Origin of the sequence: Thalassoroseus pseudoceratinae (assembly GCF_011634775.1) — a bacterium.
GTDB classification, from domain to species: Bacteria; Planctomycetota; Planctomycetia; order Planctomycetales; family Planctomycetaceae; genus Thalassoroseus; species Thalassoroseus pseudoceratinae.
This window is the reverse complement of record NZ_JAALXT010000006.1, coordinates 432,829-445,002: the sequence shown is the minus strand read 5'-3', so window position 1 is coordinate 445,002 and position 12,174 is coordinate 432,829. Positions and strand designations below refer to the sequence as shown.

Sequence of the window (12,174 nt, the reverse complement as noted above, 5' to 3'; positions counted from 1 at the left end):
AGTCTCGTCGACCGTACCAATGACGATCACGCCGCGACAGAAATTCCAGGGGAATTGGTGGCGGTCAGGGTGACGCTTCGAAGATAGACGCCCTTCGAGGACGCTGGCTTCAAGGATTGAATATGTTTGAGGAACGCTTGGGCGTTTTCGGCGAGTTGTTCCGTCGAGAACGACATCTTGCCAACAACGCAATGGACGATTCCGGCACTATCGTTGCGGAACTCGACCTTCCCAGCTTTGTATTCACTGACGGCGGTGGCCACGTCTTGGGTGACGGTTCCCGCTTTCGGCGATGGCATCAAACCTCGCGGCCCCAGCACTCGACCGAGCGGACCGACGACACCCATCATGTCTGGAGTGGCGATCGCAACGTCGAAGTCGAGCCAGCCGTCTTTGATTTTGTCGGCCAGTTCTTTTCCACCGACATGGTCGGCACCGGCTTCTTCGGCCACCGCAACGTTCGGGCCTTGAGCGAATACGAGCACTCGCTGGCTTTTCCCGATCCCGTGCGGAAGCACGATGGAACCGCGGACGATCTGATCCGCTTGCCGTGGGTCAATCCCAAGCCGCAATGCCAATTCAACCGTTTGGTCGAACTTGCAGGGCTTGATCGTCTTTGGCAGGGATCCTTCGAGCCCTTTCAAAGCATTGACTGCCTCCGGGAGCGAGACTTGACCCGCTTCGGCCGCTTTGGTTCGCAGGAATTCCATGCGTTTCGAACGTTTTGCCATCGTTCTTTTAACCTTGCTTCTCTCGACCCGATAGACGGAGACCGGATGCGTCAATCAACTCTGACTGCCGGTTCTGTTGTTCGCCTACCGTTCGAGTGTGTTTTTCACTCTTCCACCAGCTTCGCTCAGTTGCGACAGGTGGTCTCCGGGAAAGAAGGCGGGTAGAGGGGAGTTAGTCGACGACTTCAATCCCCATGCTTCGAGCGGTGCCGGCGATTGTTTTCGCGGCCTGCTCGACGCTTCCTGCGTTCATGTCTTCAAACTTCAGCTTCGCAATTTCCATCAAGTCGTCCGTGCTGACGGCACCCACTTTTTGGGTTCGTGGGTTACCAGCTCCCTTGGCGACTTTCGCTTTTTGCTTCAACAGCACTGCAGCTGGCGGGCTCTTGACGATAAAATCGAACGAGCGGTCGTTGTAAACCGAGATGACGACGGGCACCGTGGTGCCAGCCATATCTTTCGTCTTATCGTTGAACTGCTGAACGAACTGGCCGATGTTCACACCATGCGGCCCCAATGCAGTCCCCACAGGTGGAGCCGGAGTTGCTTGGCCGCCAACGACCTGAACCTTAATTTGGGCCTTGAGCTGCTTAGCCATGACTCAAATTTTCTTTTCTATCTTCAACGCCCAGCCAGTATGGCGTGAGGTGTGTTGGATGCAAAATGTGTGAAAACGAGTTCTGAACTCAAAACTCGCGGGAAGCGTGCCATTCTGTTGACTCGCTGACGAAACGCAAGGGGTGCGTGCAATCTTTTTTTGGTTTTTTTGAAACATCAGCTTGTCGAAGCGTGTGAATCCAATATTCAGTGACTGCGACAAGCTTCGACCGATTACACCTTCTCGGCTTGCCAGTGTTCCAGTTCGACAGGAGTGGATCGACCGAACACTTCGACCAGGACCGAAATCCGTCCGCTGTGTTCGTCGATGCCGTCGATTGTTCCTTCGAAACCTTCGAAACCGCCTTCTTTGATTTTGACCATCTCGCCAACTTCGAAGTCGATTTTGGTAAGTGGTTCTGGCTGGGAGGTCCCTTGAGGCAAGTCGGTTCCGAGCATTGCCGCCACTTCGTGGGGTTGCATCGGAATGGGTTTGCCGGCCGCACCCGTGAAGTCGCCGACACCGGTGGTGTCGCGAACGAGATACCAGGTCTCGTCGTTCAGCTCCATGTGGGCCATGATGTAGCCGGGGAACAGTTTGTGCTCAACGACTCGCGGTTTGCCGTTCTTGTTCTCTTTGATCTTCTGGGTGGGGATGACGATTTCGCCGAAGTATTCCTCCAACCCTTCCCGTTTGATGCTTCGCTCAAGGGATGCCTTAATCGACTTTTCGCGATTGCTTTGGACCTTGAGGACATACCATTCAAAGTTTGATGGTGCTTCAGTGGATTCGTTGGTGGTGTCCACAGCCGGAGCGGAGTCTTCGGCCGCGGGTTCCGGGGTGGCATGTTCATCGGTCATCGTTTTGACCTCATCCGTAATTATGCAGTGATCCCGATTCGACTTGCCGAACTTGCAAAGCAGAACCGGGACGCGAGAACTTTTTCGATTTGCAGGTGGAGTGAACCACCCGAGACATCAGGCGATTAGACCGCCCGTTCCAACAGTCCGACCAGCGTGAAAAACCATGCCCAAAAGATGTCGTATGCCAAAAGAACCAAGCCGATAAACAGCATGGTGGCGATGACAACGGTCGTGGCTCGTTGGAGTTCGTTTCGAGTTGGCCACGTGACTTTGTCCATCTCGGCTTCGACGGCGATCAGGAAGTCAGCGAACTTCGGCCAGTTGACGGCACGATAGATCATCCATAGGCAGACGGCTGCCAAAATCGCCGGGACCCCCAAGCTGATGGGACGCTCGTATCCGTACGAGAGCAGGAATTGCGAGAGTCGCCACAGGCCGATCAACGCGATCAGGGCGATGGCAATTGCAGTCAGTTGGCGGGTCAGGCGGCCTTGGTTGCGTTTATAGAGGCCGAACTGCGTTTGAGTTTGCCAGAATCCAGCTTCTGCCGTTTTTGCCATTCTTGCTCAGACCTTACTACACTCAACAGCCATGCGAGTGATTGTTGCGAATATTCTTCGACCGCAAGCCACTAGAACGGCTGGAGAATAACCAACTGATAGGGAAGCACGGGCGGGAGGACTTGAACCCCCAACCTGCGGATTTGGAATCCGCTGCTCTGCCAATTGAGCTACACCCGTAAACAGTGCACTTTGACTTTATCCGATCTGGAACCGATCTGCAATCGCAAGACAACAGGGGGCACCGTTTCGGGTCGCGTAAAGTGCGGCTGACTACTTCTTGCGGGACTCTTTATGCACCGTGTGCTTTTTGAGGGCCGGGCAGTACTTCTTGAGTTCTAGCCGCTCGGTACCCTTCATGATTTTTTCCACGCGATAGTTGCGCAGGCCGGTTTCCGTGCATTCCAGCCAAACGTACTCGCGTCGATTGCTCTTGGCCATCGTTATCTTCCTTGCAAGTGACTAACTTGCAGATTGGAGTCAATGAAGAAGAGAGTTCGAAGACGAAGCCGCGTCCTCAAAAAGGCTTGAGAACGCGGCTCAACTTGACTTGCAAACTCGAACTATTCGAGGATTTTGGTAACAACGCCGGAACCGACGGTTCGGCCACCTTCGCGAATTGCGAAGCGGCTGTTTTCTTGGAGAGCGATCGGCTTTCCAAGTTCAACCGAGAGGTTGACGTTATCGCCAGGCATGCACATTTCTGCTCCGCCGAGCAGGTTGGCGGTGCCGGTCACGTCGGTTGTGCGGAAGTAGAACTGTGGTCGGTAGCCGCTGAAGAATGGCGTGTGACGGCCGCCTTCCTCTTTGCTCAACACGTACACTTCAGCTTCGAACTTGGTGTGCGGGTTGATGGTTTTAGGTGCGGCGAGCACTTGACCACGGTCGACGTCTTCTTTCTTGATCCCACGAAGGAGGATACCGACGTTGTCCCCGGCGATCCCTTCGTTGAGGGTCTTTTGGAACATTTCGACACCGGTCACGGTGGTTTCGACGGTGTCTTTGAGTCCGATGATTTGGATCTTCTCACCGACCGTGATGGTTCCGGCTTCGATACGGCCGGTCACAACGGTACCACGACCTTCGATCGAGAACACGTCTTCGATAGCCATCAAGAATGGCTTGTCTTGTGCACGAGCCGGCTCAGGGATGTAGCTGTCGAGAGCGTCCATCAACTCGCCGATGCAGGCGTTGGCCGAATCGTCGCCTGGGTTGTCGAGAGCTGGTTTGGCGGAGCCTTTGACCAACGGGATGTCGTCGCCTGGGAAGTCGTACTTGCTGAGCAGTTCACGAACTTCCATTTCGACGAGTTCGAGCAATTCTTCGTCGTCGACGAGGTCGCACTTGTTGAGGAAGACGACCAATCGTGGCACGTTCACCTGGCGAGCCAAGAGGATGTGCTCACGAGTTTGTGGCATCGGGCCGTCGGCGGCGGAGACCACGAGGATCGCACCGTCCATTTGGGCGGCACCGGTGATCATGTTTTTGATGTAGTCGGCGTGACCTGGGCAGTCGATGTGAGCGTAGTGCCGAGTTTCCGATTCGTATTCGACGTGGGAAACAGCGATTGTCACGGTTTTGGTGTCGTCACGCACGGTACCGCCTTTGGCGATGTCGGCGTAACTTTTCATTTTGGCCAGACCTTTGTGGGTCTGAACTGCGAGTAGCGCAGCGGTGAGCGTGGTTTTACCGTGGTCAATATGGCCGATGGTTCCCACGTTGACGTGCGGCTTAGTTCGCTCAAAGACTTCCTTAGCCATCGATCAGTCCTCTCCTGTGGTTTCTTCTTTGCTTGACGGCTTGGCGAGCCGCTCTGAAATTTGAACAAAATAACTTTGCTGCGAAACCGCTTGTCTCGCACGCACTTCTTTCACCAGCCATTCACGGCACGCGGATTGTCGCCTGTTGAGGCCAACGGGCTGAAAGCTGCTGGTGGGACTTGAACCCACGACCTCGTCCTTACCAAGGACGCACTCTACCGACTGAGCTACAGCAGCGATGACAACATGTTTCACGTTGCCGAGCAAAACTGAAAAGCGGGTGAAGGGAATCGAACCCTCACAACCAGCTTGGAAGGCTGGGGCTCTACCATTGAGCTACACCCGCGTTGAGTTGTGTTTCAGCATTTCGAGGTTTGGGTGGAAAGCACCCTTGTTGAAACCTCCATGTTTTGTCTCTCGATACTCAAAATAAGAAATGGGGGAAGCAGGATTCGAACCTGCGAAGGCGTAGCCACCAGATTTACAGTCTGGCCCATTTGGCCGCTCTGGAATTCCCCCGTTATTGGGTTCTCAAGCACCCGTCATCCGGGACACTTCATTTTCTCTATTGTGATGGACAACCGGTTTTTTGGAAAGAGTTAGACGCTACCGATTTCCTACAGGTGCAGTCAAGCTCTTTCACAAGCTAGCGGTGGGAATCGAACCCACAACCTCCGGTTTACAAAACCGGTGCTCTGCCAATTGAGCTACGCTAGCGCAATGACGATTCTTGCGCCAGAGTGGTGAATATAGCAACGGGATGTCGGCTTGCAAGGCTCAGCGTGCTTCTGAAGCGAGATTTCCGAGATCTTCTTCACGGATTCGACACAACACCCGTCGAAACGGTTCACAAAAAATGCCCGCTGGCGGTGAGCCAGCGGGCAAAACTCTAGAAAACGGTAGGATAGAGGGCTTAAATCCCCGGAATATCAAGCCGTTCTTGTTGAGCAATTTTGCGAGCTTTTTTGAGTGCTCGGGCTTCGAGTTGGCGAATACGTTCCTTGGTGACACCAAATCGGCTGCCAACTTGTTCGAGCGTCAACGGTCCTTCTTGTCCTAACCCGAAGCGATACCGGATGATGTCCTTCTCGCGGTCGTCGAGTTGTTCAAGAATCTGCATGATCGCTGCGTGTTGACGTTTATTGGTCAATTCCTCTTGGAACTGGTTGCTACGATCGTCGGTTGACTGTTGGAACAACTCGTCCTTGCCGGTGCGGAAGCGATCGGCTTGGGTGTGAGCTGCCGGAATCGACCGAGCGTAGTTCTTCATAATGGCCCAAGAGGCATAAGTCGAGAACTTATTCCCCTTGGAGTAATCGAACTTCTCAATCGCCCGAATCAGGCTCATGTTGCCATCGGAAACCATTTCGAAGAAGTTGCTGGTCGGTTTGATATGCCGTTTGGCAATCGAGACGACCAATCGCAGGTTACTGCGAATCAGGAAGTTCTTGATTTCCGTCGCTTTGCCGAGCAAGTCTTCGACTTGATCCATTTCTTTCGTGCGCGGCCGGTCCATGTCGATTTGATCGCGGACCGCTCGAGCTTTGAACTTCAGGTAGTTCATTTTTCGGAAGTAATACTGCTCATCTTCCCGTGTGAGCAGCGGGATCGAGTACAAGCTGGCCAAGTATGGGGGCAAACCAGGCGGGATTTTGCTCGGTGTGCGTTTCTGTGGCGTTTCCGGTGGCGGGCCGAGAATGACTTCATCCGCGTCCGCTTCTTGAAACTCCTCGGAGTCGATGTAGTCGATCGGTTGTTCCAGCAACCGTTTCGCTCGGACTTCCGTCACGATGCGATACATGCTGGCCTTCGTTCGGCAATATCGATCCGCCAATGTCTCGACAGAAACACCGCGACGATAGCTGCGGAAGATGTCCGACTTCTGCTCATCGTTGATTGGCGAACTCGCCAATGGGAAGATGGCCGACTCCGGTTGTTCTTGATCGTAGTTCTTTAAGGTGTAGCGAATCGTTTCCACTGAGCGTCCTAACTTCCGCGCTAAACGGCGGCTGATATCCGCGGGGCACCCTCCCCGCCGGGCCAAGCGACGTGCTCGGCGAATAATGTCTTCCCGTTCTTCTTCGGAAAGCTGGCTGAATTTGGAGCCTCGTTTAATTTCGCCAGCGTGGTTTTCGACGAACCAATCGACGGACGATTGCAAGAAGCCAACTCGTTTGCGTTTGCCGAATTTGAACCGGCGGCTCACCAGCCCGCGATCACGCCAACGGTCCACCGTTTTCGTGGATACGTTGTACTTCTCGCTGAGTTCTTTCACTGTGTAAACTGGCTCTTCGACGGTCTGTGCGACCAAGTCGACGCTGTCCGAAAGATCCTCAACGAAGCACCGTAAATCATGGACGGCTTCTTCGCCTGACAGTTTCAGGTCCGGATACAAATCGGTTTCGCGTGACGTAATTCGCTCGAAGAGTGACGGGTAAAGGTACTCTTCTTGCGGGTCGATCTCGCGCAGAAGTTCCTCAGCCCGATCGACTTGCTTCATGCGAACGTCGCGGGGCGTGTACCGAATCTGCTGCTCGGCCAGCTTCCTCATTGCCGGGTTATGATATCGCGTTGCCATGACCATGGTGTTTCTCCGAATCTCGCAGGTAGACCGGTGGTTTTGATGTCTTCCAACAGCAACCGCTGTTCCATTCGTCCGTCAAATTACATCCAGAAACGAATCTTCTAAGGCAATTCAACGCACAAGATGTGCCTAATTGAGTGAACAGTCACATCTCCGTATGAGGGAGTACGTATTTAGGACGACATTCGCGTGAAAAAAGTTCGTATGCGAACCAATTTTTCCCAAAATAGCTCTCGTTTACGGATCTTTTGTTCATTTTTGCGGTGTCGTCATGTACCAAATTGCTACGTTTGCTGTCTTTTCGTTGTAACCCCGGTCATCTTGAGTCGAATCGCGAAATTTCTTTGTCAAGTAGAGTTTGTCGGACCACTTTGGTTCGAATTGCACCAATGTGCGCACAATTCTGGAAAAGTGTGCGGATGGGTCTCACTGCTGAGTAGTTGCATGTTGAGTAGTTGATGCCTTAGCTTATTGACGTCATTTCTCCGCGTTCATCAGGGTCTTTCATCTCATGAAATCGCACTTCGATTGGTTGGTCCGCGCTGTTTGGGCGTTTTCTTTGGCTCTCAATGGCTGTTTCGGTTGGAGTTTGGTTGTCTCCGCAGCGGAACCGGCCTCGTTGGTTGTGGGTTGGGATCCGACTGACGGTCACGTTCTGTTGGGTGAGTTAAACTGCTTGGCCTGTCACAAAACCGGCGAAGATTTCGCACTCCCGGTGACGAAAGACGCTCCAAACCTGAAAACGGTCGGGCAACGGGTGACGCCGCAGTACCTCACGCGGTATTTGGCTGATCCGCAGGAGATCAAACCCGGCACACCGATGCCGCACCTCTTACACTCACTGCCGGATGGCGAAAAAAACAAGACCGTCACGGAATTGACCCATTACTTGGTATCTCTTGGTGGTCCGATTGATCAGCGTGCGTCCGGGGCCAGTAGTTCTCAGATTCACGCTGGTGAGGAACTTTTTCACTCGATTGGGTGTGTGGCGTGTCATCAACCAATGGCCCAGGCACCACAACAGGACCGCGACCTACCGGCCGGTCTGGAGTTGGAAGACCTAATCGAATTGAACCTCCCCGGCACGGCTCCGCCGAAACCGTCGATTCCCTTGGGCGGTTTGGCGATGAAAACGACTGTCTCGGCATTGAGCAAGTTTCTGAAAGATCCGCTGCAAACACGTCCCTCCGGACGCATGCCGCATTTGAATCTCGATTCCGGCGAAGCTCAGGCTCTAGCGGCCTATTTGTTACGGGACCAGTACGACGAATCCGCACAGTCGGTTGGTTCCGGGTTGGACTTTGAGTTCTTCGAAGGGAAAGTCTCGAAGTCCACGGATCTTGAGAACAAAGAACCCACTAATACCGGCACGGTCAAGAACTTCGACCTCACGCAGTTCACGAACTCCAAAGGCGTGTCACTCAAAAACACCGTCAAGGGAGGAGCCCCGGATAACTTCGCGATTCGCTTTCACGGGGCGATCGAGATTCCGCAAGACGGCGAATACCGTTTCTGGACGAAGTCTGATGACGGTTCGGTATTGCGAATTGGTGGCAAACTGATCGTTAGTAATGAAGGTGTGCATGCACCGGTCGAGAAAACCGGGCAGGTGAAACTGACCAAGGGGCGACACAGTATCGAGGTGATTTTCTACGAACTCGGCGGTGGGCATGAGTTGACCGTCAATTGGCAACCGCCCGGCAAGAAACGTGGAAAGATCCCAGCGGACGCATTGTTCCACGACACCGCTGCAATGTTGCCGAAGGGAATTGCCGAGGGCGAGCAGTTCCAAGTCGATCCGGAACTTGCGAAACGAGGAAAAGAAAAATTCGTGGCCATTGGCTGTGCGAACTGTCACAGTACCGGCGAAACCCGCGTGCAGAAGATTGTCAAAGTCGATCTGAACCCCGCGAATGTCGAAGGCAATCGGGGGTGTCTTTCTGACGACGTGGGACCGGGGCGGCCGCGTTTTGCGTTCTCGAATGAACAACGCAGCGCGCTCCGCAAAACCGTGGCGAGCTTGTCTGATTGGCATGGGCCGGAAACGGCGGCCGAGAAAATTGACTACAGCATGGCCGCATTGAATTGCTACCGCTGTCATGAACGGGATGACAAAGGCGGACCAGATTTATTGCGATCAAATTATTTCGGCTATCTGAAGCATGTCGATCTCGGTGATGAAGGTCGATTGCCACCACCGTTGGATCATGTGGGTGTGAAGCTGACTGATGTCGGCTTCCGTGAGATGCTTTTGAACGGCCAAAAGTATCGAACATACATGGCGGCTCGCATGCCACGCTTCGGTCGTGAAAACGTTTTGTGGATGGCTAAGTCCTTCAATGCCGCCGATGCCGGTGAAGTGCCGAGCCGACAAATTCCTTTCAACAAGAATCACATTCGCGTCGGTCGGCAATTGACCGGCAAGAAAGGTTTGGCGTGTATTAACTGTCACGCTTACGGCGAGTACCGGTTGCCGGGAGCGGAAGGCTTGGACTTGTTGAATGTCACGCGGCGGATTCAGCCGGGATATTTCCATGCCTTCTTGAAGGATCCGCAAGGCCTAAAACCGCGAACACGGATGCCGTCCGGTTGGCCCGACGGTCGTAGTGCCTATCAAGACCTGCTCGACGGCAATGCCGATGCTCAAATTGATTCAATCTGGGCGTACCTTTCGGTGGGCGAGAAAGGCGGTCTGCCTTCGGGATTGTCGCCCAACAACACGAATATCCTGGTCCCGACCGATGAACCGATCACGTTCCGGTCGTTTTTGGACGGCGTGGGTTCCCATTGTATTCTTGTCGGATTCCCAGAACGCACCAACGTCGCGTTTGACGCCAACCGAATTCGCACGGTGGTGGCGTGGCCGGGTGATTTCATTTCGGCTCGGGAATCGTGGGAAGGCCGTGGCGGACAGTATGCTAAGATTCCCAGTTCCAACCCGATGTGGTTGCCCGATGGTCCGCCACTCGCTCGGTTGCCCAGTGGAGAATCGGAATGGCCGAAGGATGTTCCCAAAGGCCAGAAGATCGGTTCAAATCGCACGTTGGAAGGGTGGCAGTTCAAAGGGTATCGCTTCGACAAAAACCGCGTGCCCACGTTCCTGTACCAGATGCCCGGCGGAATCGAAGTCGAGGAAACCTATCAAACCGAGTTGGTGCAAGACGGCACCGTGTTGATTCGCAAATTGCAGATCAGCTCGACGAGCGACATTCCCGATTTGTATTTCCTGGCCGCTCGTGGTGATGCGATTCAAGCAGACACAGAGCGAGAATTCGTGATTGACGGCGACGTTCGCTGTCAGATCGCTTCCGGCACGGACAGCATGCCGATCACGCGACCGGTCGGCAATCAGAAAGAGTTGCTCTTGCCGATTCGCTTTGAAAATCGCGATGGCAAAAATGTGGCGACATTTGAAGTCAAAATGACGTGGTGAGAATCGCCGAGGCTCTCGGTGTTGGTCTTGCATTCATTATCTCTCATCCTTGTGAAATGAGTTTCATATGCGTTCGCTTCTCTTGGCGATGATTGCCGTTTGGCCGTTGGTTTCCGTCGCGTCCGCCGCCGAACCGACGGAGAACGATTATTACAAGATGATCACGTTGCCGACGCCGGACGATGTCGTTCTGGAAGTTGGCGGATTGGGCTGGCTCGACAAGCAGAAGACGCGTCTGCTCGCTTGCACACGACGCGGCGAATTGTACGTCATCGACAACGTCTACACCGAACAGCCGAAACTCGCGGGCCAGGAAAACGCCAAGCCAGCTGACGTTGTGAAGTACACGCGAATGCTGTTCGGTTTGGCCGAACCGTTGGGGATTTTGGTAAATCCCGGTCACGGTTTCAAAGACGGCATCTACATGGCTCAACGCGGTGAATTGAGTCGCGTCGAAGACAGTGACGGTGATGACCGAATCGATCTCGTGGAAACAATCTGCGACGATTGGGAACTCAGCGGGAGCTACCACGAATACTCGTTCGGACCCGTGCTCGGCAAAGACGGTGATCTGTGGGTGACGCTGAATCGACCATTCGGCGGCGGACAAGAGCCGAACGGTTTTTGGCGGGGTTGGGCGGTGAAGATCGACACCGAAGGCAACATGGAACCCGTCTGCCCCGGTTTGCGGTCGCCTGCCGGGTTCGGGAAAATCGCGAACGGCGAGATGTTCTACACCGATAACCAAGGCGATCACGTGGCGGTGTGCAAACTTGCTCACCTCAAGCCTGGCGTGTTCCATGGGCAGACAACCGGATTGGAATCGGTCGATCATCCACTCTCGAACTTCAAACTACCATTCAAAGGGTATCCGAAGCGGGGCATGTATTGGGCGGAAGCCGTGGAGGCCAATCCGAAGTTGCAAGCCCCGGCCGTGTGGTTTCCGTATCCGGATTTGGGCAAATCACACAGTCAGTTGTTGCTCGACAACACCAACGGAAAGTTCGGACCGTTTCAGAATCAGTTGCTGGTGGGTGATCAAGGTACCGCGATTATCGTACGGGTGTTCCTTGAGGAAATCGGTGGGGAATACCAAGGGGCGTGTTTCCCGTTCCGACGCGGATTCGATTCCGGTGTGCTCCGACTCGAATGGGGACACGACGGTTCGTTATTCGTCGGCGGAACGAATCGTGGTTGGGGTGGTGGATCGAAACCGTACTGTCTGCAACGATTGGTTTGGACCGGGAAAACACCGTTTGAACCCCACGAAATGCGTGCCAAACCAGATGGTTTCGAAGTCACCTTCACACAACCGGTCGATCCAAAAACCGCGGCGGATGTGTCTTCTTACAAACTTCGTTGTTGGACGTACCGTTACGACGGAGCCTACGGCGACCCGCCACGTAACACGCACGATCTCAAAATCACGAAAGCCGATGTCGCCGAAGACGGGAAATCTGTCCGACTGACCGTGGACGGTCTTGAGCCGTATTACGTTCACGAGTTGCGGTTCGATGGCGTGCGGAATACCGAAGGGCAGGGGTTGTTGCACCCGATCGGCTATTACACGTTGAATCGAATTCCCAGCGAGTAACTTCAGCGAAAGTTTCTGGAAATCATCGTCGATCATGCCGCCGGTTCTAGC

9 protein-coding genes and 5 tRNA genes are annotated in these 12,174 nt (G+C 54.1%); 2 read left to right on the top strand and 12 right to left on the bottom strand.

The genetic code is table 11. From position 1 onward, the window contains the following. Positions 1 to 26 precede the first annotated feature (26 nt). The 12 genes from rplA to G6R38_RS22255 all read right to left on the bottom strand — a co-directional run bounded on the left by rplA (position 27) and on the right by G6R38_RS22255 (position 7,090). Positions 27 to 731, bottom strand: a complete 705-nt coding sequence (gene rplA / locus G6R38_RS22310; RefSeq protein WP_166830975.1) for a 50S ribosomal protein L1 — start codon at positions 729 to 731, stop codon at positions 27 to 29. A gap of 172 nt (positions 732 to 903) precedes the next feature. Beyond that, positions 904 to 1,329, bottom strand: coding sequence for a 50S ribosomal protein L11 (gene rplK / locus G6R38_RS22305; RefSeq protein WP_166830974.1), 426 nt, complete (start codon positions 1,327 to 1,329; stop codon positions 904 to 906). A 233-nt stretch (positions 1,330 to 1,562) separates the two neighbouring features. After that, entirely contained in the window at positions 1,563 to 2,189 is a 627-nt protein-coding gene (nusG, locus tag G6R38_RS22300) for a transcription termination/antitermination protein NusG (protein ID WP_166830973.1), read from the bottom strand. 125 nt (positions 2,190 to 2,314) lie between these two features. Continuing rightward, positions 2,315 to 2,752: a preprotein translocase subunit SecE gene (gene secE / locus G6R38_RS22295; protein ID WP_166830972.1), complete on the bottom strand. Its 438-nt coding sequence runs from the start codon at positions 2,750 to 2,752 to the stop codon at positions 2,315 to 2,317. Positions 2,753 to 2,859: 107 nt separating this feature from the next. Continuing rightward, positions 2,860 to 2,932, bottom strand: a tRNA-Trp gene (locus tag G6R38_RS22290). 93 nt (positions 2,933 to 3,025) lie between these two features. Next, complete coding sequence (gene rpmG / locus G6R38_RS22285) at positions 3,026 to 3,193, bottom strand: 50S ribosomal protein L33 (RefSeq protein WP_166830971.1); 168 nt, start codon at positions 3,191 to 3,193, stop codon at positions 3,026 to 3,028. A 122-nt stretch (positions 3,194 to 3,315) separates the two neighbouring features. Next, positions 3,316 to 4,512 carry an elongation factor Tu gene (gene tuf, locus G6R38_RS22280; protein WP_166830970.1) on the bottom strand — a complete coding sequence of 399 codons (1,197 nt, stop codon included), beginning with the start codon at positions 4,510 to 4,512 and terminating at the stop codon, positions 3,316 to 3,318. A 164-nt stretch (positions 4,513 to 4,676) separates the two neighbouring features. Next, positions 4,677 to 4,749 (bottom strand) — tRNA-Thr (locus tag G6R38_RS22275). A 38-nt stretch (positions 4,750 to 4,787) separates the two neighbouring features. Next, positions 4,788 to 4,858 (bottom strand) — tRNA-Gly (locus G6R38_RS22270). A 91-nt stretch (positions 4,859 to 4,949) separates the two neighbouring features. Next, positions 4,950 to 5,031: transfer RNA gene (locus G6R38_RS22265), tRNA-Tyr, on the bottom strand. Between the two features lie 125 nt (positions 5,032 to 5,156). After that, a tRNA-Thr gene (locus G6R38_RS22260) sits at positions 5,157 to 5,229 on the bottom strand. Positions 5,230 to 5,425: 196 nt separating this feature from the next. Beyond that, a complete protein-coding gene (locus G6R38_RS22255; RefSeq protein WP_166830969.1) occupies positions 5,426 to 7,090 on the bottom strand; it encodes a sigma-70 family RNA polymerase sigma factor in 1,665 nt (554 codons plus the stop codon). Positions 7,091 to 7,607: 517 nt separating this feature from the next. Between G6R38_RS22255 and G6R38_RS22250 the strand changes: the two genes are divergently transcribed. After that, the gene (locus tag G6R38_RS22250; protein ID WP_166830968.1) at positions 7,608 to 10,529 is read left to right on the top strand and encodes a PA14 domain-containing protein; all 2,922 of its coding nucleotides are present in this window, start codon (positions 7,608 to 7,610) and stop codon (positions 10,527 to 10,529) included. Between the two features lie 67 nt (positions 10,530 to 10,596). Beyond that, positions 10,597 to 12,123 (top strand): hypothetical protein, encoded by a 1,527-nt coding sequence (locus tag G6R38_RS22245; protein ID WP_166830967.1) that lies wholly within the window; start codon positions 10,597 to 10,599, stop codon positions 12,121 to 12,123. The last annotated feature ends 51 nt before the right edge of the window (positions 12,124 to 12,174 follow it).